Annotated in this window: 30 protein-coding genes and 3 pseudogenes; 14 read left to right on the forward strand and 19 right to left on the reverse strand. The window is 46.8% G+C overall.

The window, feature by feature from the left end; translation table 11 throughout:
* Positions 1-9 precede the first annotated feature (9 nt).
* Positions 10-195 (reverse strand): hypothetical protein, encoded by a 186-nt coding sequence (locus EGS47_RS00640; RefSeq protein WP_058952567.1) that lies wholly within the window; start codon positions 193-195, stop codon positions 10-12.
* A 409-nt stretch (positions 196-604) separates the two neighbouring features.
* Between EGS47_RS00640 and EGS47_RS18315 the strand changes: the two genes are divergently transcribed.
* The 7 genes from EGS47_RS18315 to EGS47_RS00670 all read left to right on the forward strand — a co-directional run bounded on the left by EGS47_RS18315 (position 605) and on the right by EGS47_RS00670 (position 4,262).
* Entirely contained in the window at positions 605-778 is a 174-nt protein-coding gene (locus tag EGS47_RS18315; RefSeq protein ID WP_005005921.1) for a hypothetical protein, read from the forward strand.
* A gap of 86 nt (positions 779-864) precedes the next feature.
* Positions 865-1,953, forward strand: a complete 1,089-nt coding sequence (locus tag EGS47_RS00645) for a DUF6685 family protein (RefSeq protein ID WP_005005924.1) — start codon at positions 865-867, stop codon at positions 1,951-1,953.
* A gap of 12 nt (positions 1,954-1,965) precedes the next feature.
* Positions 1,966-2,472: a hypothetical protein gene (locus tag EGS47_RS00650; protein WP_005005926.1), complete on the forward strand. Its 507-nt coding sequence runs from the start codon at positions 1,966-1,968 to the stop codon at positions 2,470-2,472.
* A complete protein-coding gene (locus EGS47_RS00655; RefSeq protein ID WP_005005928.1) occupies positions 2,465-3,007 on the forward strand; it encodes a hypothetical protein in 543 nt (180 codons plus the stop codon). The genes EGS47_RS00650 and EGS47_RS00655 overlap by 8 nt, the downstream gene beginning before the upstream one ends.
* Positions 3,004-3,375 (forward strand): hypothetical protein, encoded by a 372-nt coding sequence (locus EGS47_RS00660; RefSeq protein ID WP_005005929.1) that lies wholly within the window; start codon positions 3,004-3,006, stop codon positions 3,373-3,375. The genes EGS47_RS00655 and EGS47_RS00660 overlap by 4 nt, the downstream gene beginning before the upstream one ends.
* 9 nt (positions 3,376-3,384) lie before the next feature.
* Entirely contained in the window at positions 3,385-3,804 is a 420-nt protein-coding gene (locus EGS47_RS00665) for a hypothetical protein (protein WP_000145713.1), read from the forward strand.
* Positions 3,805-3,809: 5 nt separating this feature from the next.
* Complete coding sequence (locus EGS47_RS00670) at positions 3,810-4,262, forward strand: hypothetical protein (protein ID WP_005005931.1); 453 nt, start codon at positions 3,810-3,812, stop codon at positions 4,260-4,262.
* Between the two features lie 300 nt (positions 4,263-4,562).
* Here EGS47_RS00670 and EGS47_RS00675 read toward each other — a convergent pair.
* Positions 4,563-5,653, reverse strand: a protein-coding gene (locus EGS47_RS00675) for an IS4-like element ISAba1 family transposase (RefSeq protein WP_100607965.1) whose coding sequence is annotated in 2 segments (ribosomal slippage) — positions 4,563-5,113 and positions 5,113-5,653 — 1,092 coding nt in all. Because the reading frame shifts where the segments join, the coding sequence is not laid out codon by codon here.
* 345 nt (positions 5,654-5,998) lie between these two features.
* On the opposite strand from EGS47_RS00675, the pseudogene EGS47_RS00680 reads away from it, so the two are divergent.
* Positions 5,999-6,115 (forward strand): annotated as a pseudogene (locus EGS47_RS00680) (IS5/IS1182 family transposase); the annotation flags it as partial.
* 30 nt (positions 6,116-6,145) lie between these two features.
* Here EGS47_RS00680 and EGS47_RS00685 read toward each other — a convergent pair.
* Entirely contained in the window at positions 6,146-7,165 is a 1,020-nt protein-coding gene (locus tag EGS47_RS00685) for an AraC family transcriptional regulator (RefSeq protein WP_005399986.1), read from the reverse strand.
* A gap of 153 nt (positions 7,166-7,318) precedes the next feature.
* On the opposite strand from EGS47_RS00685, the gene EGS47_RS00690 reads away from it, so the two are divergent.
* The 3 genes and pseudogenes from EGS47_RS00690 to EGS47_RS00700 all read left to right on the forward strand — a co-directional run bounded on the left by EGS47_RS00690 (position 7,319) and on the right by EGS47_RS00700 (position 11,649).
* Positions 7,319-8,764 carry a coniferyl aldehyde dehydrogenase gene (locus EGS47_RS00690; RefSeq protein ID WP_125269083.1) on the forward strand — a complete coding sequence of 482 codons (1,446 nt, stop codon included), beginning with the start codon at positions 7,319-7,321 and terminating at the stop codon, positions 8,762-8,764.
* A gap of 50 nt (positions 8,765-8,814) precedes the next feature.
* Positions 8,815-10,533 carry a GMC oxidoreductase gene (locus EGS47_RS00695; protein WP_125269084.1) on the forward strand — a complete coding sequence of 573 codons (1,719 nt, stop codon included), beginning with the start codon at positions 8,815-8,817 and terminating at the stop codon, positions 10,531-10,533.
* Positions 10,534-10,883: 350 nt separating this feature from the next.
* Positions 10,884-11,649 (forward strand): annotated as a pseudogene (locus tag EGS47_RS00700) (IS5-like element ISAba31 family transposase).
* A gap of 59 nt (positions 11,650-11,708) precedes the next feature.
* Here the strand turns inward: EGS47_RS00700 and EGS47_RS00705 are convergent.
* From EGS47_RS00705 to EGS47_RS00720, 3 genes and pseudogenes are all read right to left on the reverse strand, one after another.
* Entirely contained in the window at positions 11,709-12,098 is a 390-nt protein-coding gene (locus EGS47_RS00705; RefSeq protein ID WP_125269085.1) for a transposase family protein, read from the reverse strand.
* A gap of 13 nt (positions 12,099-12,111) precedes the next feature.
* Positions 12,112-12,543 (reverse strand): transposase family protein, encoded by a 432-nt coding sequence (locus tag EGS47_RS00710; RefSeq protein WP_125269086.1) that lies wholly within the window; start codon positions 12,541-12,543, stop codon positions 12,112-12,114.
* Between the two features lie 171 nt (positions 12,544-12,714).
* Positions 12,715-12,879, reverse strand: a pseudogene (locus tag EGS47_RS00720) (IS4 family transposase); the annotation flags it as partial.
* A 70-nt stretch (positions 12,880-12,949) separates the two neighbouring features.
* Between EGS47_RS00720 and sdhC the strand changes: the two are divergent.
* Entirely contained in the window at positions 12,950-13,324 is a 375-nt protein-coding gene (gene sdhC / locus EGS47_RS00725) for a succinate dehydrogenase, cytochrome b556 subunit (protein ID WP_005005993.1), read from the forward strand.
* 860 nt (positions 13,325-14,184) lie between these two features.
* Here the strand turns inward: sdhC and EGS47_RS00735 are convergent.
* From EGS47_RS00735 to EGS47_RS18770, 6 genes are all read right to left on the reverse strand, one after another.
* On the reverse strand, positions 14,185-14,451 hold the full coding sequence (locus tag EGS47_RS00735) for a hypothetical protein (protein WP_003464988.1): 267 nt from the start codon (positions 14,449-14,451) through the stop codon (positions 14,185-14,187).
* A 169-nt stretch (positions 14,452-14,620) separates the two neighbouring features.
* Positions 14,621-14,902, reverse strand: coding sequence for a DUF427 domain-containing protein (locus EGS47_RS00740; RefSeq protein ID WP_003464986.1), 282 nt, complete (start codon positions 14,900-14,902; stop codon positions 14,621-14,623).
* 67 nt (positions 14,903-14,969) lie between these two features.
* Positions 14,970-15,242, reverse strand: a complete 273-nt coding sequence (gene grxC / locus EGS47_RS00745; RefSeq protein ID WP_005005995.1) for a glutaredoxin 3 — start codon at positions 15,240-15,242, stop codon at positions 14,970-14,972.
* Between the two features lie 453 nt (positions 15,243-15,695).
* Complete coding sequence (locus EGS47_RS00750) at positions 15,696-16,442, reverse strand: ferredoxin reductase (protein WP_002118292.1); 747 nt, start codon at positions 16,440-16,442, stop codon at positions 15,696-15,698.
* Positions 16,435-17,037: a sulfite oxidase-like oxidoreductase gene (locus EGS47_RS00755; protein ID WP_003464980.1), complete on the reverse strand. Its 603-nt coding sequence runs from the start codon at positions 17,035-17,037 to the stop codon at positions 16,435-16,437. The genes EGS47_RS00750 and EGS47_RS00755 overlap by 8 nt, the downstream gene beginning before the upstream one ends.
* A gap of 156 nt (positions 17,038-17,193) precedes the next feature.
* Positions 17,194-17,319 (reverse strand): hypothetical protein, encoded by a 126-nt coding sequence (locus EGS47_RS18770; protein ID WP_256380712.1) that lies wholly within the window; start codon positions 17,317-17,319, stop codon positions 17,194-17,196.
* Between the two features lie 185 nt (positions 17,320-17,504).
* On the opposite strand from EGS47_RS18770, the gene EGS47_RS00760 reads away from it, so the two are divergent.
* On the forward strand, positions 17,505-17,975 hold the full coding sequence (locus tag EGS47_RS00760) for a TlpA family protein disulfide reductase (RefSeq protein ID WP_003464979.1): 471 nt from the start codon (positions 17,505-17,507) through the stop codon (positions 17,973-17,975).
* A gap of 325 nt (positions 17,976-18,300) precedes the next feature.
* Here EGS47_RS00760 and EGS47_RS00770 read toward each other — a convergent pair whose 3' ends face one another.
* From EGS47_RS00770 to EGS47_RS00780, 3 genes are all read right to left on the reverse strand, one after another.
* The gene (locus EGS47_RS00770) at positions 18,301-18,594 is read right to left on the reverse strand and encodes a DUF1330 domain-containing protein (RefSeq protein ID WP_003464978.1); all 294 of its coding nucleotides are present in this window, start codon (positions 18,592-18,594) and stop codon (positions 18,301-18,303) included.
* A 58-nt stretch (positions 18,595-18,652) separates the two neighbouring features.
* Complete coding sequence (locus tag EGS47_RS00775; protein ID WP_005006001.1) at positions 18,653-19,084, reverse strand: GlcG/HbpS family heme-binding protein; 432 nt, start codon at positions 19,082-19,084, stop codon at positions 18,653-18,655.
* Between the two features lie 72 nt (positions 19,085-19,156).
* Positions 19,157-20,170 (reverse strand): zinc-binding alcohol dehydrogenase family protein, encoded by a 1,014-nt coding sequence (locus tag EGS47_RS00780; RefSeq protein ID WP_002118279.1) that lies wholly within the window; start codon positions 20,168-20,170, stop codon positions 19,157-19,159.
* A gap of 75 nt (positions 20,171-20,245) precedes the next feature.
* Between EGS47_RS00780 and EGS47_RS18320 the strand changes: the two genes are divergently transcribed.
* Positions 20,246-20,413, forward strand: coding sequence for a hypothetical protein (locus EGS47_RS18320; RefSeq protein WP_016487060.1), 168 nt, complete (start codon positions 20,246-20,248; stop codon positions 20,411-20,413).
* Positions 20,414-20,617: 204 nt separating this feature from the next.
* On the opposite strand, the gene EGS47_RS00785 is transcribed toward EGS47_RS18320, so the two are convergent.
* From EGS47_RS00785 to msrB, 4 genes are all read right to left on the reverse strand, one after another.
* Positions 20,618-21,586, reverse strand: a complete 969-nt coding sequence (locus tag EGS47_RS00785) for a magnesium and cobalt transport protein CorA (RefSeq protein ID WP_125269087.1) — start codon at positions 21,584-21,586, stop codon at positions 20,618-20,620.
* Positions 21,583-22,287: a glutathione S-transferase N-terminal domain-containing protein gene (locus EGS47_RS00790; RefSeq protein WP_003464969.1), complete on the reverse strand. Its 705-nt coding sequence runs from the start codon at positions 22,285-22,287 to the stop codon at positions 21,583-21,585. The genes EGS47_RS00785 and EGS47_RS00790 overlap by 4 nt, the downstream gene beginning before the upstream one ends.
* A gap of 140 nt (positions 22,288-22,427) precedes the next feature.
* Positions 22,428-22,967, reverse strand: coding sequence for a peptide-methionine (S)-S-oxide reductase MsrA (gene msrA, locus EGS47_RS00795; protein ID WP_023294902.1), 540 nt, complete (start codon positions 22,965-22,967; stop codon positions 22,428-22,430).
* Between the two features lies 1 nt (position 22,968).
* Positions 22,969-23,412 carry a peptide-methionine (R)-S-oxide reductase MsrB gene (msrB, locus tag EGS47_RS00800; RefSeq protein ID WP_023294903.1) on the reverse strand — a complete coding sequence of 148 codons (444 nt, stop codon included), beginning with the start codon at positions 23,410-23,412 and terminating at the stop codon, positions 22,969-22,971.
* Between the last annotated feature and the right edge of the window lie 118 nt (positions 23,413-23,530).

The following is a 23,530-nucleotide window of genomic DNA, read 5'->3' on the forward strand; positions in this document are numbered from 1 at the left end:
ATCCAGCCTTTAGTTTTTTTGGGTGAGCTGTTTGTACTTAATACGCCTTAATTCATCACTCGGCATGTATTGGGCTATTTCATATTCGCTCTTATACGGCGTTTCATTGAATATGGCCAATAACAACAACTGCGACAGCGGAATGGCTTCAGGCACCATCATTTCGATTAAGCGAAACTTTTCAGACGCATTCACATCAAATGCAACCAATAGCGCCGTATATGGAATGTGGCGATCTGCAAGTGATAAATCGGGGTAAATAGGTTGGTCCTAGTGCTAACGTTTGAAAGTCATACATATTCAAGCAAGAGATAGCTTTAGGTACATTGGATAGGTTCACGGCGTAAGATTCAATGTTTGAACACATATTGGCATCCAGTTTGGTTTTAACCCTAGTTTAGATGCATTTTAATATAATAACTTAGTTTTAACGTGCATATTCTTAAACATAACTAAACCACTTCTTAAAACCTTGTTTTGTTTTAGGCTTAATCGGTATATACCATTTCATAAAAAGTTTAATGAACTGTGTTTTACCCTTTACAATCCTTAATACATCAATTAAATTGCCCTTAAATCACATCCAATATACAGGATATAGGCAATGACTAAAGAACAGCTAGAAAACTTACAAACACTTGGAATGACTGACTATAAAACACGTTTACACGTTAAAGGTGTGCGAATTGTTGAAGTGCAACAGTACTCAAAGTCTGTCGATAACAACGCCGTACAACCACTTGCAACTAATACCACTCAACCGCAATTCTTAAATTAATTTTCCAAAAAAATACTTATAAGCACTTTCTGTATTAATATATCTTTATTAGTTTTAATAAAGCATTAATCAATGGAGTGCTTAAAATGTTAGACACTTTACTTTCGGTATTTTCAGCAAAACATAAGCTTTATAAGAATCTCAAGTTAAAACCCTTTATTGATACCCGTTTAGTCAATTCTGACAGCATCGCCATGACCGATGTTTTCCCTTTTCATCAAATCAAAGATTCTCTTTGTATGACTGGTATATCTCCTACTAATTTTGTACCAGGCAAAAACATTGTTTTGAATCCACATGCCAAAGATAACGATTCCATCAGCTACCTTGGTCAAGATACGCAAAATCATAAGCCGTTCTACATCTCTACCTTTGCTGAAGAATTGGCTGAAGTATTTAATCCGATTTTTGCAGAAATCATTCATCTTGAAACACCATGCTTACTTGACCTATCTGAAATTGGGGGCTTCTCAAATTCCAAGTCGGATTTAAGCCAGTACCGTAGCATTGATGATTTTGTAAAAAACGCATGCCCTGATTACATTAGTGATGTGAGTATGGAAAATTTAGATCGAATGTTGTTATGGCCAGAAATCCGTTTATTGAACTCTCCAGATACAACCACTGATCAATTTTTTATCTATGGCTGGAGTCCTAAGATTTTTGTTCAAAATGCTGGTGGATCACATCACATGGCTGCTGCACATTACTTGGCTAAGAAACTGAGCCAATGTGTGCCGATTCAAAGCAAAGTAAGTTTGAATCTAATCTCAAATAAAGCACTTCAAAACTTTGATTCAAAATACGCTGCGTTCGCCGTACCAGATGATGCATTGATTGATATGGGGAATGATTTATCAGAATCAGGGCTTGAATATCAGCTGGTGTTTTTCCGTGAACGTGAAGTTAATTTTATCTTCTTCAAAAAGAATGATCAGAATGCCCGTGTTATTTCGCTATTCAACAATCTGCATGCTTCATTGAATGGTGCATTAAAGACGGCGGTTCAAGCGCAATTCAAAAATGAAGCACTACTCACCATCATGAGTGCTAACCTCTCTGATACATCAAAAGATCAATTTTTTAGCACACGCCCTCACTTGGCTGAGATCTACAATCACGTTCAAAACGAAGTTTGTTTGAGTGGTCCTAAACCGACTAGCCCGACAATCTAAGGGGTAGGGAATATGGATCACCAATCATCAACTACACCACATGCACTCATTCTCGGTCTGACACTTGAACAGGCCATTTCTGTTTTAGCAAAGAAACCCGTTGATGCTACCCACTACAACTATCTTGAAGATGACGAGTACAACACCTACGTCATGATGAAACCTGAGTGGACTAGTCTCAACAAACATGCCTACCTACATGTAGATGGCTTAACCCATGAGCGTAAATGGATGTTTATGCCGAATGCTTCAGGTGAGTACAACTTACTAGAGGGCTGTATTGACCTGTTTGAACTTAACCAGGCCATCGAACAGCAATATCTTGTGTTTGAACAATTCCTGAATAGCCACGGCGCACCGTTCCGCAAAGTTGGTGAGAAGTTTTCTTTTGTCACTCAACTTCTCTTTGATGCATGGGTGATAGATCCAGAACGTGCGATTCAAAAACTTCATGAGATGAAGGAAACAAAAATCTCATTACAAGTGCCTTTGCTTCATGGGGATAGTCAGCATGATTGATACGCAAAATACTAATGAAAACATTGCTTCAGAAATTGAAGCTCGTAGCGCTTTTGAAAATAGATACGGCGTGGTCGGTAGTCTGTTGGCCAGTGGCAATTATTCTTCTTGGGTGCATCAGGCGAAATGGGAAGCTTTTCGTGATGGTTGGATGCAAAGTGAAGTAGAAACTAAAAAATCTATCTATCAAATGCAAACACCAGCCATCAGCGATGACCAATTGGAAGTGGAAAAATTACTGCAGTTGCTCGATGACTTTTGGAATAAGAAATGGGGCGATTGGAAATCATCTGCAGATATGGTGGCGCAAGGTGAGGCAAATGCCTATGAACATGCGAGAGGATTGCTTGAAACGGCGATAAAACAAGATGAAGCCACATGCCAGTGGTTACGCAATCAATTGGCAACGATTCAAACTGAATTGGATGCTTTTATCACATTCGTTAATGAACACCTTGTTTACCATGAAAGTGATGGTCCAGATTTAATGTCGAAGATCCAGAAGCTCAAACATTTGATAAAGGTTAAACCATGATTACGGTTCAAATAGAGATGTGTGGCTTTGGGATTAAACGGCGTTGGGAGTTTGGAGATCCGCGCCGTGCGCCAATTACAGTTTTAGAAATGGGCTTCATTAAGGTTTGTAAAATGCGTGGTGATAGCAAACTGGTTGAGTTCATGAGGGGTTATGCAGACGACAAAGAATTCAACTGGCATCCCAAAGTTCGCATTGCACGTAGAAAAGCAGAACGTAAAGCCTATTCGTACTATGACAACCACTACAAACAGCAGATTAGAGAACTTTTCGATCGCCAAAATGTAGACCGTCAAAAACAATATGAATTGGAACGCCAAAACAAAGCGTTATTGGCTGTTATTGAACTTAAAAAAGAACAATCGTAGGTATATACCATGACGGGAATTGAATATTTTCAGAAGTATGGCTGGAGTCACGCCGTCCAGTCCGTTAGTCGAATTCCAAGTGAATACAACGAATATTCACCAGATCTCAAAACTGTTGTTGTAAACGGCAACTTTCGTTATGCGATGGCTGCGGAAATCAGCAAAAAGAAAACTGAAGTCTATGTTACTGAGCTCAAACAAATCATTGAGAGTGAAAAGCTACTAGAAGACTTCTTTAACTTGAATCTGGTTGGTATAGAAAAAGGCTTAAGTAATGCTAAGCGTGAAATGCAAGACATGGAAGAACAGGGGATTGTTGAATTCAACCATCGTTTTGATGACGACCTGACTTGCACCACGGAACGCATGAAACTTGCCATCGCTCAAATAGACCATCTTTATCAAAACAACATTACAAAAAGTGAGTAATGCCCATGTTAGAAATGTTCCAAAATCAAACCATGCGATATATCTCTATTGCCATTGGCGTGATTAGTATCTTTATATTCCTATACCTACTTAAACTCGGTGAGGGGCTTGTCATTAGCCTTATGGTTGCTGTGTTCATATGTGGTTTGAGTTTATTCAAACTGAAAAACTACTATGAAAAAAATAACCCATACATCAATGCAGAACACCTTGCTTGGCTGTATGGTGAATTGCAAGAATATGACCAGGATCTATTCACAACTGTCAGCAATCTGACCAAGAGTACTGGACGTTTAGAATTGAGCCAGCTTAAATCAATCCGTAACCGCTATGCTTCTTCCATGAACGAAACTCAACTACAAGCATTGGCCAGTGAACATACTGAAGAAAGCAAATATCGCTTAGACCAGTACAACTACTCAATTTATGTGATGGATGAAATCATTAATCAATATTAATGGCTGTAATCTAATGGTGAGAAATATGAGTCAGCAAAAACAAATTAAGCAAAAAGTGAAGCTTTTAGATATATCCCCTCTATCCGCTTTTTTTGGATTTTAATGTCTGAACTCTCAGTCGTTTATGCGTTTTATTCGCCCTTATATGATGAATTATCGGGTGCCAACCTGATCATCATTCTTCATGCAATCTCTATTAACATCGCCGTGTTATATATCTGCTATACGCGGTATCAAATGTATAAAGAGCTACAAAACTATTGAAAGGTTTATAAAATGAACCTCTGTACACGACAAATTTCACAGAACCCTTATCCTATCAGGATTCTGCCTTCTTAAAATTGCCAAAATTTCCTTAAACTCTTCTTTTTTCCCAAAACCAATTAAACGCTGAATCGCCATTTGAACATAGTCTAAACCATAGCGAAATAAACTCATTGAGAGTCGTCCATGCTTCTTTATTTTTATCGCTTTTTTTTGATCATGTTGCCATTCACCCGTTAAGTAACACCAACAGAAGCTTATAGCTAACACCGCAATCAATTTTTTCACTCGTCTAGGGTCTGTCAAGCGCGTATTTTCAAGATTAAACCCGCGTCCTTTGAGACAACTGAATAAGGTTTCAATTTCCCAGCGTAATGCATAATCCTGAATAGCATTGGCATTAAACTGAGGAGAAACGACGAGTAAAAGCTCTCCATTTTCTAACTGTAGTGCACTTATATATAGTTTCACCCGACCAACCAAAATCCGTCGTTTACGACATTCAATTTGACCAACTTTAAGATGGCGAAATAAATCACTAATTTTATGATTCTTTCCTAAATGATTGGTGACAATGAAGTTTTTTTAACACGAATGCAGAAGTTGATGTCTTGTTCAATTAACCATGTAAACCACTGCTCACCGATAAACTCTCTGTCTGCGAACACATTCACAATACGGTCTTTACCAAAAATGGCTATAAAGCGTTGAATCAAAGCAATGCGCTCTTTCGTATCTGAATTTCCACGTTTATTAAGCAATGTCCAAAGGATAGGTATCGCTATTCCACGATAAACGATTGCGAGCATCAGGATATTAATATTTCGTTTTCCCCATTTCCAATTGGTTCTATCTAAAGTCAGTTGCACTTGGTCGAATGAAAACATATTGAAAATCAACTGAGAAATTTGACGATAATCAAAATACTGACCTGCAAAGAAGCGCTGCATACGTCGATAAAATGATTGTGGTAAGCACTTGATGGGCAAGGCTTTAGATGCAGAAGAAAGATTACATGTTTGCTTTAAAATAATCACAAGCATGATGAGCGCAAAGCACTTTAAATGTGACTTGTTCCATTTTAGAGATTTGTTTAAGATAAGATATAACTCATTGAGATGTATCATAGTATTCGTCGTTAGAAAACAATTATTGTGACATTATTTCAATGAGTTATCTATTTTTGTCGTGTACAGAGAAAAAATATATAAAAGTTGAATCAAATATTAAGAGCAAAAATCCTTAGTTTTAAATATAGATGAATGAAGACAGATGGTCATTAAGCGGTGTAATCAGCACTCTATCTTGGCTTAAATAAGTTATCGTTTTGTTATACCGTTAAAAGCATAATTTATTAAAAAATTTAGAGTTTTAGTTCGCTATCGCTCTACTGTGAACCATAAATGATTAGAAGGATGGGCTTTGTTGTACAAACCTATTCTTAAAGCCATCTTTAGCAATATAATTTCCGAATGAAGAAGCCAGCACCTAAAATTGACCGTACAAGCAATTGCTCCTCATATAACCGAGTTCTCATTAATCGTGGAAATATTGCCATTTGGTTTGATCTTGAAACTCAGAGGTATGCTCATTATTGAACAAAGTAGCAAAACCAGAAGTCATACAATATGGCTTCGACTTTTGTCTCTTAACTCGGTTGGAGGAACGCCAAACCAACTTTTAAAGTTGCGACTAAAAATAGATAACTCTGCATAGCCCAACTGTAGAGCAATATCCGTCAAATTCACATTGCCTGCATCAAGCATACGCAGTGCTTCTTTTTTTCGGACATTTTCGAGTATATCTCGATAGCTTGTTCCTTGCATTTTTAAAGCGCGCTGAAGCTTTTTCGGATGCATGCCCATACAGAGTGCGATATTTTCAATGCTGCAGTCTCCTGTCGCCATCAGCATGCGGACTGAACTCTCTATCAGTGCGGTATTGTCTTCAGTTTTGGTGCTGCTTTGTGTTTCAAGCTGCTGTACGATCAGCTGATTGATGGCATCTTCATTAAAATTATAGGGTTTATAGCTTAAAAAGCTTGCAGGAAAATAAAGTGCATCTTCATCGGTTTCAAACTCTACCTGACATGAAAAATGTGCTTGGAAAGTTTGAGCACCTTTTTGTGGTGCTTTTTGCTTGAAGCAAATTTTTTCTGCATGCCACTGCGGGCCAATCAAATCTTTTAAAATATTCGCGACAAGGCAAATGGCCAGTTGTGATTTTTGTGGTACATCGGTGTTGTATTCACTTAAACGCACAAAGTTCAGCTTACAGAGCAGAGCATTATGTTGCGAGACGTGGAAGACAATGCCTTCAGCATGTAAATAGACATATTTTTGCGCCACGCTTAAGGCTTCAAGTATGGTCATTTGTCGGGACATATAGACGCCAATCAAACCGATTGTGCTAATATTTTGGAGTGCACCGAGTTTTAAACCGAAGCAATCATCCTGACAAGCTAAGGCCGCTTTTTCCAATAAATTTAAATAATGATCATAATGAATAAATGAATCTGGATCACGGAGTAAAGCAGGTAAAATCCCGATCTCTTTCAAGATTTCTATAGGGTTTACGCCATAACTACGGACTAAGTCTTCAAAACCGCCGAGGCTGGCTGCACGAATATAACTTCCCATTACAACATTCCGTGTTGTCCTAAAAGATCAATTTAGTGTCCTAAAAAGTCAAGCATAATTCAAGTCATTTGTTAAAGTAGGATAAGAGATTGTCTCAATCAACATAGAAAAGAAGTATTGAATCACCATTTTTAGCCGTGAAAGGAAAAGCATATGCAACTTACGGTTCAGCCTCATATCGAGCAAACAGTGATAGAACAGACATTACACGATTGTTTTCAATTGCAGCGCAAAAGCTTTCATCAACAAGGCATTGAAACGATTGCGCAACGTAAGCAACATTTACTGAATTTAAAAGCACTGATTAACGATCACCGTGAAGCAATTATTGAAGCCCTGAATCGAGATTATGGCAATCGTTCACGTCATGAAACCTTACTGGCAGAAATTATTACGGTCACAGATGATATTAACGGCAGCATCAAACACTTGAAACAGTGGACTAAAGTACAAAAAAGACATGTCGATCATAGCTTGTATTTTGGTGCGAAGAACCGCGTAATTCCTCAGCCACTGGGGGTGATTGGAATTATTGTGCCGTGGAATTTTCCCATCAATTTGATGTTTTCACAGTTGTCGGCCGTGTTTGCTGCGGGAAATACGGCTATGGTTAAAATGTCTGAAAATTCAAGACATTTGGCTGAATTGCTGATTGAGTTAAGCCCCAAATATTTTAAAGCGGAAAAATTACAGATTTTCGATGAGACTGGTGAAGTGGGTATCGCATTTTCAAAATTGCCGTTTGACCACCTGATGTTTACTGGTTCTGGTGCGACAGGGCGTAAAGTCATGGCTGCTGCAGCACAAAACTTAACCCCTGTGACTCTGGAACTGGGTGGTAAATCTCCTGCGGTGATTGACTCTGAATACCCTATTGAGAAAGCTGTAGAACGCATTATGTTTGTGAAACAGTTTAATGCGGGACAAATTTGTACCAATGTCGATTATTTATTTGTACATGAGTCGAGGTTACAAGCGTTTATTCAAGCGGCATCAGTTTGGGTGCAGGAACATGTGCCTGATATTCATAGCAAAGATTATACTTCTGTGATTGATGAGCGTGCATTTCAGCGCTTAGTACATAGCTTGGCAGATGCTGAAGCCAAAGGGGCTAGTTTAATTAATTTAAATCAGCAAGAGCCTGATGCTGCGACACGAAAATTTCCACTGACTTTGGTGTTGAACAGTAATGATGAGATGGAAATTGATACGCGTGAAACCTTTGGCCCGATCTTGATGGTCAAAACCTACCAAAAGCCTGAAGATGTTGTTGACTATATTGTTCAGCGTGATCGTCCATTGGCCTTTTATCCATTTAGCAATAACAAAAGCTTAGTCGAATTTTATATCAGCAGAGTTATGTCGGGCGGGGTTTCGGTCAATGATGCCTTATTTCATGTCGGGCAGCATGACTTACCATTTGGTGGAGTCGGTGCCAGCGGGATGGGGCACTATCATGGCTATGAAGGCTTTTTGACTTTTTCCAAAATGCGTCCTGTGTTTTATCAGGCGGGTTTTTCAAGCTTGAAGTTTCTCGCGCCGCCTTACGGAAAATTTGCCAATTGGCTGTTGAATTTATTGATTCGGATGAAGTCATAAGCGCTTAAATTTAAAAACAGAAAAATAAAACTATTAAAGGAGTTAATAGGATGAATAAAATAGATTTTGATTATGATCAAATTGTGATTGGCTCAGGCTTTGGTGGATCGGTCAGTGCTTTACGCCTTAGTGAAAAAGGCTATAAAGTCCTGATTTTGGAGAAAGGCTTACGCCGTGAAGATAAGGATTTTCCAACCACCAATTTAGACACCAAAAACTATTTGTGGCGTCCTGAACTGGGATTCAGAGGTACGATGCAATTTACTTTCACCAGTAAAACCACCATTTTGCACGGGGTAGGCGTTGGTGGGGGCTCACAAATTTATGCCAATGTACATTTAATTCCACCTGATGCTGTTTTTGAGTCCGAGGCGTGGACCAAGATTCGTAAAGACTGGAAAGAAACCTTAAAGCCGTTTTATGGTCTCGCTCAACGTATGTTGGGTACAGCGAATAATACTTATACCAATATTGCAGATGACACGTTAAAAGAAGTTGCGAGTGAAATTGGATATGCAGACTCTTTTAAAACGGTCAACACAGGGGTATTCTTTTCGCAAGCAGCTGGTCAGGAAGGTCAATTAGCGAAAGACCCGTATTTTAATGGAGATGGGCCAGATCGTAACTCCTGTATTTATTGTGGTGCTTGTATGTTGGGCTGTCGTAATAATGCCAAAAATACCCTCATGAAAAATTACCTGTATTTTGCTGAGCGTAATGGCGTTGAAATTCGTCCAAGTTCAGAAGTGGTGAAAATTAAACCACTGAATGAAGATGGTAGCGCAGGTTACGAAGTAATAGTCAAAGAAACCCTTGGGAAACAAGTTCGTCAGTATAGTTTGCGCAGTCATGGGGTGGTGTTATCTGCGGGTGTAATGGGCACTGTACCGATGTTGTTAAAAATGCGTGATCAGCATAAAACTTTACCCAATATTTCTTCATTGCTGGGACAGGAAGTTCGGACGAACTCGGAAACCCTGACCACAGTGAACAATACTGGTAAAAAACTGGATGATGGTGTGGCAATCAGCTCCTTTATTTCAGTCGATGCAGATACCAATATCGAGGTCACACGTTTCCCTGAAGGTGCGGATGCTTCATGGATTTATATTCCATACGTGCCGATGGTGACCGGTCAGGGCTTTATGCGCTTTATGAAGTTTGTGTTCAACACTTTAATACATCCCTTAAAAACCTTTAAAGTACTGCGTTATAAGGGTAAAGCCAAAGACTCTATTATTTTATTGGTAATGCAAAAGTCTGAAGCGTTTATTCATTTTGAATGGCGTAGAAAGTGGTATCGACTGTTCAAAAATAGTATCACTGCCGTGCAAAAAGAAGGGGACACGCCACTCACCGTTTCATTCCCAGCGGCTGAAGAAGCCACTAAAATGATTGCACAAAAGTTGGGTGGAGAGCCAGGTTCTGCACTTACTGAAATTCTACTGGGAACGCCAACGACAGCACATATTATGAGTGGTGTCGCGATGGGCAATGACAAGTCGAATGGTGTTGTGGACTTCACTGGTCAAGTCTTTGGTTATCAAAATTTACGCGTATTAGATGGTTCGATTGTACCTGGAAATTTAGGTGTGAATCCCTCACTGACCATTACCGCACTGTCTGAATTTGCGATGAGTCAAATCCCAGTGTTCTCCGCAGAGCGGGCAGCAAAGATTCAGCGTATTGAATTTAGTCAGCCTTTGGAGGGACAGGTGTCTGACTTGAAGGGTACTGGTGATTTAGCCAGTGCATTAAGCAATGCTTAAAAAAAGTGGATATGGTTTGGGCTGGTGATGGTGCCTAATACGGCAAATTAGACAGCCCAAGCAATACAATCTTGAGATCATTATCCCTCTAACGCTTTATGACAGCGTTAGAGGGCGTTGCTGATTTTATGGGCTATAATTCAGAAATTCCTAAGCTAAGAAGAGAGCGAAAAGCTGTCTTACTTTTTTACCGATTAATTGGGGGGCATTACTGAGTCTATTCATAGACCCAAAAGCCATAGTTTATTTTTACTTGTTATAAAATATGACTAGGGTGTGTTGACACTTTTAGCTTAAAAAAATAGCGAAGTAGTAAAATCAAATCGCCGAACCCAATTTTACTATTCGCTATGCCTCGTACCATGCTGACAGATCAACACTGGCAAAAGTTGAAAGTTATTCTGCGTAATTTATCCATTCACCACAACTCAAATTTACGCAATTTTATTGAAGCTATTCTCTATAGAATTAGAACAGGCTGTCCGTGGCGAGATATTCCTTCTTGTTTTGGTCATTCCAACTCTATTTTCAAACGTTTTAATCGTTGGTCAAGCAGCGGTAAGTTACTTAGATTATTCAAATTACTAGCCTCATGCCCCGATATGGAGTGGATTTTTATTGATGGCTCTCATGTACGTGCTCATCAACATTCTGCCGGCATAGCGAATCAATCTATTTCTAAAAGTGTAGGAGGAAACTCCTCAAAAATACATTTGATTGTTGATGCACATGGCAATCCTATTGATTTCATGATTACCGATGGAACCACACATGATGTTAAAGTTGCACCTGATTTAATATCAACATTAGATTTAAAAGAGACAAAAGTGGTATGTGCAGATAAAGGCTATGATTCAGAACCACTGCGTGAACAGATCAGGAAAACAGGGACTAAAGCGAATATACCAAAGAAAACAAATAGCCAATCGAACAATGACCATATGGACTGGTATTTATATAAAATCAGGCATTTAGTTGAAAATATGTTTTGTAGATTAAAGCAATTTAGAGGAATAGCTACTCGATATGACAAGCTCAAAAGAAATTATCAAAGTTCTGTTGCTTTAGCCTGTATATTTTTATGGCTACCTTTATAGGGTTAATTATGAACAGTAAATGTCAACAGACCCTAGTAAAATCAAAATAATAGACTTCCTTCATAAATCATTTTTCAATCAATTTAATAGTTTATCTTTCACCCAATCTAAATTGTATATGCCAGCAAGTAAATTAAACCGCAGGTTTAATCGTTTACGACGATTTCTATATACACAAGATAAAATCTTAAAACATTTCATCCTTCCAAATACATGCTCTACTTGAATTCGTCTACGACCAATCTCTTTATTTAACTTTTTTAATTCAGAATCTAGTTTTTCAGTTTTCTTTGCTTTAGATGGCATGAGGCATCCAAAACCCAATTTCTTTATCCCTAAATACCCCTTATCAACGATAAAAAAGGGCTTAAATTTTAATTTCCTCATGCTTTTTTTAAATATTTTAAAATCATGCATGCTTCCATGACTTCCACATACACTCAGTATTTCACCTGTTGTATAGTGCATAGATAGCTGAAATTTAAAGGTATGTCGCTTTTTTTACCGCTATACCATTTCTTCTGTTTTTTTTTGGACGTTGAACTAATATTTCAGTTGCATCAATCACAACAACTTCCCAATCCACTTCATCTCGATTAGGAAGTTGTTTTGGCAAGTTAAATTTTCCAGAACGGATTAAGGTATCTTCAATAACACGTGTGATACGAATTGCACTCGTTTCAGATACACCGTAACTCATACCAAGATGGAAAAATGTTCGATATTCTCTCCAATATTCTATACATAAGAGCAAACGATCTTCCAACGGTAATTTATGCGGTCGTCCTTTACCAATATGACGGGGTAACTGCTTATTTATCTCGGCCAGCATGAGGTTAAATGTAGCCCAACTAACACCGGTAAGCCTACGAAACTTAACGTCTGATAATTTTTGAATATCTTTGAATTTCATCCAAGGATTATCCCTTGAATTAAATAATTTTGCTGATTAATTTAAGATCAAATAAATTGTACGTTTTTTGATTTATGAAGGAAGTCTAATAACTAAGATCAAAGTAATCATGACTGTTTCCATAGTTTGACCTCTAAATCTTATATTTTATCTCTCTGTACACGACAAATTTCACAGAACCCTTATCCTATCAGGATTCTGCCTTCTTAAAATTGCCAAAATTTCCTTAAACTCTTCTTTTTTCCCAAAACCAATTAAACGCTGAATCGCCATTTGAACATAGTCTAAACCATAGCGAAATAAACTCATTGAGAGTCGTCCATGCTTCTTTATTTTTGTTACAGCTGCTATGATGAATGAGATCGAAAACTGAAATCCCCCACTAGAATTGTTGACTGGAGTCAAAATGAATAAAAAGCGGCCGGTTAATCTTGATATTCGAACCATTCAGCTTCCTCTCACGGCGCTTACATCGATTCTGCACCGGATTTCAGGAATTATGCTCTTTATTTTTCTGGGACTGATACTGTATATGCTGAGCAAATCGTTGGAGTCAGAAAAGGGTTTTAATGAAGTCAAGGAGATTTTTTCTTCACCTTTCGGCAAAGTTAGTTTCTGGTTGGTATACTCTTCATTTATTTATCATCTCGTAGCCGGAATTCGACACCTAGTTATGGATGTGGGTGTTGGTCATACTTTGAAAGGCAGCAATCGCGCCTCTACTATTGTTTTAGTAGTGTCGGGTGTTTTAATGGTTGCTGGCGCCGTATGGATTTGGTAGCTGTGGAGTCGTAATGCGTATTTACAAGGACTAAAAGCGTCCTTTAAAGCTAACTTACGAAAGTATTTATAATCGACGGTTCACGCTTAAACGGTTGAATCCTTTCGGGCTTCCGAATAGCTGTTAGCTGAAAGCTATCATGAGCTAAGTTTTCTGTGCATCATCAAATGTGTTAATGGGAGCGCCATAGTACTAGGTACAAATATGGCTCTAGGACAATGTTAGATGTTTTGGATTTTGAGGCGGATCGCTCTTATCGAAGATCGTCTAATTCGCTCTGAAGCGCAGGTTTTTTGAAACTATCACCTGGTTGGCACACTGTGCGAATCAACATCAGATATGAGAAAGCCAATCAGGTGAACACTACCCTCGAGGGCTCATCTGTCCAGTTAAAGCCTCGAGTCTTTCTGGGTGCGCAAAAGACAAGAAGGTTATATGGGAAAATTATGAGGCCTGGATACCATGCGTCATGGGCGTGCCGATGCTGTGAGTGACAGAGCGAGAAGCAAGTGAAAGTCCCTGAAGTAGGGGCGGGATGCGCCCGAGTGGCATTTTTTGTCTTAAGGTAGATCGCGTAGCTGTTCTTCAGAATAATCTTCAGAGCGTTGACGACAGCCATCGCTGTGCATTCCTCAAGAATAGAATGTGTCGGAAGGGTGGCGTCATTGGTGTTAGTCATCGCTTAGGATTTCTCAATCTGGCTTACACGGGCGCCTGTACCGATATCCCCGCGGATGGCGACGTATCGATGTTGAATTCCTCGCCAGACGAAGTGCAATGAGCTGCGGCTATAGGCTTGCGCAGCCTTAGATAGCCGGCCGTCGCAGGCGCGCCGGTTGGCCGGGATCTTCTTCTGCCCGTCAGGTGTCCGGTCGGAACTCCAGCACGAACGCTACGACCTTTTCGGCGGACATTTCGCACGGCTTCAACAATGTCCTATCTGATGTAACGCGGAAGAGGTTGAAGCTGACAATGTCAGTCCCGTCCAACTCCCTGGCGAACAGACTGTTGCGACGTCCGTCCCCAGATCGCCGGACGATCAAGCTGAAACGCCGGCCTTCATAAGTCCCTTCTCTGTATCCCTCCGCAAGCTTCGCGAAAGCGGCATCGAACTCGGAATGCTCCATGTCATCCATCCTTATTGATAGAACAGAGGCGCGGCGGGTGCGAGACCGCCAGTGCCGGGTCGCGCTAAGGTGCCGGGCAGATTCCTGCAGCCGACGAGGCCCGGGGTGGGCAGGATAATTGAGATGTCGGCGCCCGCATGGCTATCAGCGAAGTCGTCCGTCCAGTCTGCTAGGCAACGTCCACGCCTTTCCAGAAAGCGATGTAATCCCGGATACCCTCGGCATCCGGAGTGGGGGCGGGATAGGTCCAAGCGGCGTTCACGTTGAGCGCGTCACCCGCGCGAACATGAAAGAAGCGCGCGGCGCCTTTGATCGGACAGACAGATGTGTGCGGGCTCATCTCAAGCAGGCTCAGGTCGACTCCTGACGGTGGGAAGTAGTGATTTCCCTCGACGATGACTGTTTCGTCGCTTGTGGCGATAGTAGTGTCTTTCCAGATGGCTGAGACCAACGGACTCTCCTTTTGTATTCATCAACCGGCGAAGGCTCGCGGGCTGGCTGCCCCAAGCCGCACCTCCTCAGGTGGCAGGCGGGTTGCGCCCGAGAAGTTTGTCGAGCTCGCCTCTGACATCGAGCGCGAATAGCTCATCGGAGCCACCGATAAGGGTGCCATTGATGAAGATCTGCGGCACGGAGCTTCGCCCCGACGCTTCCGCCATGGCCTGCCGGTGAGCCGGATCCGCCTCAATATCGAGCTCCTTCCATCGCACGCCCTTTTCCTTGAGGAGCGCCTTCGCTCGGCGGCAGAACGGGCACCAATTCGTGGTGTACAGCAATACATCAGTTGTCATATTGCATCTCCGGCAGTTGCACGCGGATCGCTGTCATGGCGTTGATCTCCAATTCGCGGCGTTCAAAGATGGCGACTGCACCTTGGCCGACATCGGAGCAGATGCTGACGATTGGCCGCTATCCAGGCGACATGGCCCAAAGTGCTTTCACCGCCAGGCAGAGGCCGCACGCGCCTCCTGTAGCGCCGAGCCGATGCTCTAAGGTAACCGAGCCTCGATTGGGACGGAAGCGGTCCCGCTCGAATCGCCCATCATGCTGGTCGAGCATATCAGGACGACGGATAGTGCAGGAACTTTCAAATTGAGCTTGATGTCGAGCCAGGTATCGCGAGCGAAGGCGTTCTAGAGGCCGGGGGGTACGAAGACTGTGTTCGGCAAAACGGTTCACGTTGATCGCCAAAGCTTCCCAGGGCGCACGTCTACGATCGGCGCGACGTGAGATAGCTCGCGCCGCTAGCCCCCGTAGCGCTCCGTCTTGATGATGGAGGCGTCCAAGCCCGCCAGCAGCGCGCTATCGGTTGCGATGTTGACGAATCCGTTAGACCCGCAGACGAACACTTGCGTCGGCTTTCCCTGAAGCCTGGTTAGAATTTCTTGGACCATCATGCCGTCGATCCGTCGCGCAAAGTCCGATGCGCGAACCGGTTTCTCGCGCGTAATCGCGAGCGCCAGGACGAACGCCGGATCGCTGATTTCGATGCAATGAAGTTCTTCTGAGAAGAGAACGTCCTCGGCGGTTCGTGCGGACAGGAGCAACGCTGTCGGAACGGCTTGGGCCAATGCGCGGCGCTGCCGGATCATTGCCATCAACGGCACGAGGCCGGAGCCTCCCCCGATCAACAGAACCGGATCTATGGCAGGCTCAGGCCAAAGGAAATGGCCACCGAGCGGACCGCGAACTTCGATTTCGTCACCAATCGCCGCGATGTCGTGAAAAAACGGCGAAACTTCGGCATCCGGCATGCGCTCGATAGCTATCTCGACGATCGGGGTCGAAACTGCCGATGACGCGATCGAGTAGCTGCGCATTGCACTGTAGCCGTCGGGCGCGGTCAGCCGGATATCGACGTGCTGACCTGCGGTGTGCGCGAACGGCTTGCTCAACCGAAGGAAGAAGCTCTTGATACTCGGTGTTTGCTGGATGATGTCGTCGATCACGCATGATTGCCACGAACGGACTTGCGCTTCGTTTTCAGTCATGGGTGTATCGTTGTTCGCGCCACGGATCGCCGTAGATGTGATAGCCGTGCAGCTCCCAAAAGCCGGCCTCGTCACGCGTCGTGAATTGCAGCGCATTCACCCATTTGGCGGATTTCCAGAAGTAAAGGTGCGGCACTAGAAGACGCGCCGGCCCCCCATGATCGCGGGAAAGTGGCTTGCCCGCATAACTGAGGGCGACCATCGCTTTCCCGGAAAGCAGATCCGTCAGAGGGACGTTTGTCGAATAATTATCGTAGCAGTGCGCCAAGACGAAATCGGTAGGCCGATCAAGCTCTGCATCTGCAAGGATGTCTTCAATGAGTACACCCTCCCAAACGGTATCCAGTTTGGACCAAGAGGTGACGCAGTGAATATCCTTTGTCACCTGGGTCTTTGGTAGAGTGTTGAATTCGCCCCAATTCCACGTTTTGACGGGCTTCGGACCAATTTTGACTGTGAATTTCCAGTCGGAGGGCTCTACCCTCGGCGTAGGGCCGGCCGACAGAACAGGGAAATCCTCCACCAGATGCTGACCTGGCGGAATCCGATCGGACTGGTCGCCTGAACCGCGACCGGTGAAACCTCTGGTGACCATAGTGACCCCTCTTGCTCGATACGGCAGACCGAAGCCGGCCTTCATTTCAGTACTCTGCGTAAAGCATTTGCCCGCACATCCGCCGAATAAGCCAATCGACTAAAAATCAGATACAGATGCTCTATCATCGTAAAAAATCGCGTATCGAACATAGCGTCAGGCCAGCATGATTCCCAATACCCAATGGCTATAGGGTAGATAACCCCAAGGCTGCGTACGCTGATCTGCGGTATGCGGAGCGGAAGTTGCAGGTTCGCTCTCAAACGGATGGGCAGCGTGCAAAGCTCAAGGCTCACCAGCGCATGGTTGCCCAGTTCGCGCTCGCCGGCAGCTTGAGTATATTAAGGACGAAATGTCGATCTGATCTATTCTGGCTTCAGGAAATAGGGAAAATAAGGTCGGACGTTCGCGCACCGTCGCGACGCGCGATCATCCACTAAGCTTCTGTATCGGGGTTGGAGGATCAGATGAACGAGATCGAACGACAAGCGCCTGAGCTGCGGGTGCAAAAATGGATTGGCAAAGATGGGGAAAGTATCGCGCCGTTCAAACTGTCAGATATCGGGCCCGGCCCGAAAATCTTGTTTGCCTTCCAGCATTGGTGCCAAGGTTGCCATTTGCATGGGTTTCCGACGCTACAAAAGTTGCATGCAGCGTTGAGCTCAAAAGACGTGGGGTTCGCAGTGATCCAGACCGTCTTCGAAGGAACGCATGAGAATACCTTCGAGAAGTTGCGCGTGAACCAGCTCAAGTATGAGCTTCCTATCGTTTTCGGTCACGACGAGCAACCGACCGGCTCGCCGTTTCCAACCTTCATGGAAGACTACCGCACACGAGGAACTCCGTGGTTTACGGTTATCGACGCTGGCGGTAGCATTGTTTTCTCGGACTTCCATCTCGACGCGGAGCGACTAGTGAAGCAACTTGAGCAAGGTTAATCGTTGGAAGGTGGGCAATCATCCTGATTGCCACCCATCCCCTGATGCCCACTACAGGCGTTGCGCGCTGTAACTCTGTTGATCAGCGTGCGAAAACCCGGATCCGGATAGGAGGAGCGTCAACGATTGAATCAATCCGTTGGGAGAGGGCGGCTCCGCTCCGTCAGCTCGGCAATAGATAACCCATTCTCGCCGAGCAACTCTCTGATCCGATCGACGATATGAGCCCCTAGCGCCGCTGTCTTGGTCCCCCCCACAGATTCCCAAGATGCGAGTTCACACGCCGATACCTCGTGGTCAGCGCCGAAGTGCTTCTGTCGGTATGTCACCGCCGCCCTTCAATGATAAAGGCGCGGTAACGGGAACCGGCAAAGCGATGAGCAGCGATGGTTTGGTAGGCGGGACTGTCATACCAGTCGCGAGCGGCCTGCATCGTCGGGAAACGCAAGATTACGGCCCCTTCGATGGGCGGCCCCTCCAAATGCTGGATCGCGCCATAAGCGGCGAGAAAGGTAACGTCGTGACCATCGAACGATGGTCCGACGCCTGCAGAATAGGTTGCGAGTGCATGTGGGTCGCTGGTTTCTTCCCGCGTAAAGACGACGAACGCTTCCATCATTAGGCCTCTCAAAGGTTGGATCTGTTGGCCATTACCACCGGTGATGGCCTCACAGTCGTCAGGCTGGCAACTGGAACCCGATTTTCATGAGTGCCTCGACGCACGCATCCTGATCCTGCTGATAGTTGCCTCCGGAGATGCCTATGCCGCCGATCAACTTCCCATCCTCCAGAATCGGATAACCGCCGCCGACAGCGACCATCCGAGGGCGATAGGCTAGCGGCGCCACTTTTGGATCGTTGGTCACATAGTCGTTCCAGACATGGGTCGGGAACCCAAACGAGGCGGAACTCCAGGCCTTGTCGATGGCAACATCGACGGTAAGGAACGGCGCATCGTCGGTGCGCTCGAACGCGCGCAGGTTACCGGTGGCGTCGACGACGGCGACGGCAGCCGGGATGCCGATGGCACGGGCCGCAGCGAGCGCCGCGTCGATGAGGGCGACTGCGGTTTCGCGGTTGATCGAGGCGGTGGCAATAGATTTGGTCATGGGATTCTCATCGCTGGGGCATAACCCGTTCGGCTTTTTGAGGTTGGACAAGATGTTTGGCGATCGCGGTCGTTAGAAGCCTTCGAGGACGATCTTGCCTTTAGCCGCGCCACTTTCGATCAGTGCATGCACCGTCTTCAGATTGGCGGCATTGATCGGCGACAGTCGCCGGGTCAGCGTCGTGCGGATTTTGCCGTCGTCAACCAGCGCTGCCATCGCATCCAGAATCTCGCCCTGCTCATTCATGTCGGGCGTGCCGTAGATCGACCGCGTGAACATCAGCTCGTGGTGGATCGACACCGCCTTGCGCTTGAAAACCATGATATCGAATGCCTTGGGATCGTCGATCAGTCCGAACCGTCCTTGTGGGGCGATCAGTTCGGCGATGTCGGCGACATGTTGCTCGGTATGTGTGGTCGAAAAGACGAAAGCGGGAGCACCGATGCCGAGTTCGGCGATCTGTGGCGCGAGCGGACGAGAATGGTCGATGACGTGGTGAGCTCCAAGCCCTCTTACCCACTCTTGGGTTTCCGGTCGAGAGGCTGTGGCGATGACGGTGAGGTCCGTGCGCTGTCGCGCGATCTGGACGGCGATCGACCCAACCCCGCCCGCGCCACCGATGATGAGGATCGCCTCCGCCGCACCGGGTACGGGCTTCGCCACGTCCAGGCGGTCGAACATCGCCTCCCAGGCCGTCAACGTCGTCAGCGGCAGCGCCGCCGCTTCCGCCCAGGAGAGCGACGCAGGTTTGTGACCGACAATCCGGGCGTCGACGAGATGGAACTCCGCATTGGTACCGGGCCGTGTGATCGATCCGGCATAATAGACCTCGTCGCCTAACTCGAACTGCGTGACGTCGGGGCCGACCTCGCGCACAATCCCGGCGGCATCCCATCCCAGCACCTTCCAATCGCCATCTGCCGGCGGCGTGCTGTTGCGGACCTTGTAGTCGACCGGGTTGACCGAGACGGCCTTCACCTCAACCAGGATATCGTATCCTGCAGCGACAGGCCGAGGCAGATTGATGTCGACCAGCGCGGCATCCGCGGCGATGGGTCCCGGAACCTTGTAACCAATGGCTTTCATAAATGTCTCCAGCTTGCTTGATCGGATGACGCGAATGCTCGTTAGTCAACTTCTTCTACATTGAGGTCCCGACTCTTGAACTGGGTCGCGGTAGCAGATTTCATCGAACACGTCGATCAACAGGCCCTTATGCTCGGTCGCCGGATCGGTGATCGCGTAGAGGGTGGAGGCGTTATCGCCATCATCACCGCTTCCGAGGCGAAACGCCGCGTCGACGCAGATGCCGCACGGACCGATGGTTGATCCTGGCTCGAGATCGACGAGATTGCTGTCCTTGACGCGCTATTCGCGGTCTTAGCCCTTGGCGATGAAGGACTGAACTGCTTGTAGAGCGTCGGTCAGCTGCTATGTCATGGACGCACCTTCATCTTGAGTTGGATTGGACAAGCTTCCGTATAAGGCCCGCTGTAACCGTCAGATGACGGCGAAGAAAACGATGGGCAGTATTCACAGCCACTTAGCCTTCTTGAAGCGCACAAATAGGAAAACGCACGATATCGCTATCACTCCGAGCACGACAAAGTATCCGTAGGCCGTGTCCAGCTCCGGCATGTGCTTAAAGTTCATGCCGTATATTCCAGCGATCGCCGTCGGGACTGCCAGTATTGCCGCCCAAGCCGCCAGCTGGCGGGTGATCACCCCCGTCCTTTGCGCTTCAAGAAGGCTGCTGAACTCGAAGACGGTGGACAGAACCTGCAGGAGGCCATCGACCATGGTCTGCACGCGAGCGACATGATCCGCGACGTCGCTGAAATAGGGTCTGACTTCTGAACTGATGCAGGGGAAATGGCCTCGGACGAGTTTCCGGACCAGTTCAGCCATAGCGCCGAGCGTGCGCTGGAAGCGCGTGAGTTCGCTTCTCAGCCCGAAGATGCGGTCGATTTCTGCCCGTCCGAGAAAGTCGTCGAGCGATCGTCTCTCCATCGCCAGAACGTCATCCTCGATCATCTCGAAGATGGGAAGATATTGATCGACGATCCGGTGCAGGATCGCATGCAGCACATAGTCGACACCTTTGCCAAAAAGCGCCGGCGAAGCCTCGAGTTGCTCGCGAAGATTGCCCAGCGCTCCGCCGTTGCCGTGCCGTACGCTGATGAGATGGTTGTGACCGGTGAAGATCGCCATCTTGCCGTAGCGGATCTGGTCTCCATCCAGCTCGGCGGTCTGCGCGACGACGTACAACTCATCGTTGTAGACCTCGAGCTTGGGCGGGCACAGCGGGTGCATCGCGTTGTCGATCGCCAACGGATGAAGATTATATGTCCTTTGGATCGCGAGTAGTTCCTCGGGGGTGGGTTCGCTAAGCGCGATCCAGCAGAAGCCCGAGCGACTCTCGCCCAACTTGACGTGCTCATCGAGCGCGATTTCGCGAACTCGCTTGCCTTCGTTGTAATAATAGGCGGCGATGATGCTCATGCTGGCCTCGCGGGAATGTGGAGGCCACGCTGGACGGCCGGTCGAGCCAGCCCGCGTCCAAGCCATGCGCGGACGTTCGAAAAGCTGCTGAGGCCAAGGATGTCACCCGCAGCGTAGAATTCCACCAGCGCATTCACCCAGCCGAGCGTCGCGATGTCCGCGATCGAATAGTCGTCGACGATCCAGTCGCGGCCTTCCAGCCGGCGATCCAGAATCCCCAGCAGACGCGTGGATTCGTCGATAAAGCGCTGTTGCGGCCGCTTGTCCTCATAGTCCTTGCCGCCAAATCGCAGGAAGAAGCCGAGCTGACCGAACATCGGCCCGATGGCCGACATCTGAAAGAACACCCACGCTAGGGTCTCGTAACGCTGGCCTGGTTCGGTGGAGATGAACTGACCCGTCTTGTCGGCCAGATAGAGGAGGATCGCACCGGATTCCCATAAGGCGATGGGTCTACCGTCAGGGCCAGCCGGATCGATGATCGCCGGTATGCGTCCGTTCGGGTTCAGCGACACGAACGCCGGATCCTTCGACTCGTTGTTCGAGATGTCGATCAGGTGGGGCTCGTACGCCAGGCCAGTCTCCTCAAGCATGATCGAGACCTTGACGCCATTGGGCGTAGGGGCTGCGTAGAGTTGCAGGCGATCGGGATGAGATGCCGGCCAGCGCTGCGTGATCGGAAAGGACGAGAGGTCTGGCATAAATCTGCGATCCTGGTGTTGCGATGGCGACTGACTGGAACGAGCCGTCACTCTGAAGTAGGGTTCGATGACCGCGTCGCTGAACGACGCGGTCACGAAGATTGCGGACCGGACCGGCGCAGTGGCAACGGCAGTGAAGCCTATTCCGCCGCGGTCCCGGCCGCTGGCTGTACGTCGTCAACCTTTTGGCGCTTCGGAAGCACCCAGCCGGGACGGACGAAGTGGCAGGTGTAGCCGCCCGGGTGCTTCTCCAGATAATCCTGGTGATCGGGCTCGGCCTCCCAGAACTCGCCGACCGGCTGGACCTCGGTCACCACTTTGCCATCCCACAGCCCCGAGGCATCCACATCGGCGATCGTATCCTCGGCGACGCGCTTCTGCTCCTCGTCGACATAATAGATGCCCGACCGGTAGGAGAGCCCACGATCATTGCCCTGGCGGTTCAGCGTCGTCGGATCGTGGATCTGGAAGAAGAATTCCAGGATGTTCCGGTAGCTCGTCACTGTCGGGTCGAAGACAATCTCGATCCCCTCGGCATGCGTGCCGTGATTACGATACGTGGCGTTCGGAATATCGCCGCCCGTGTAACCCACACGGGTCGAGATGATGCCGGGCCGCTTGCGGATCAGATCCTGCATGCCCCAGAAACATCCTCCTGCGAGAACAGCGCGCTGATGCATGTTAAGCCTCCTCTACTTGATCGAGATATTCACCGTATCCCTCGGACTCCATCTCGTCGCGCGGGATGAAGCGAAGGGACGCTGAGTTGATGCAGTACCGCAGACCGCCGCGGTCGGAAGGACCATCGGGGAACACATGGCCGAGATGACTGTCTGCGTGTACTGACCTGACCTCCGTCCGGACCATGCCGTGTGCGCTGTCCCGCACCTCCTTCACGTTTGCCGAAACGATCGGCTTGGTGAAGCTGGGCCAGCCAGTACCCGAATCGAACTTGTCCGTCGAAGCGAACAGTGGCTCTCCCGACACTATGTCGACGTAGATGCCAGGCTCCTTGTTGTCGTTGTACTCGCCCGTGAAGGGCCTTTCGGTGCCCGCCTCCTGGGTAATTCGGTGTTGCTCGGGAGTCAGGTGGTCGATTGCTGTCTGTGACTTTTCAAACTTCATTACAGTCTCCAATACTTATCTAGAGGGCCAGGCACGCTACCGCTAATTTTTTATGTCTCCTGATTTGCTCCTACAATGGTAGTGGGATGGCAAACGAGGTTTTACTAAGTGTTGGAAA

The organism is Acinetobacter sp. FDAARGOS_515 (assembly GCF_003938865.1).
Lineage (GTDB): Bacteria > Pseudomonadota > Gammaproteobacteria > Pseudomonadales > Moraxellaceae > Acinetobacter > Acinetobacter ursingii.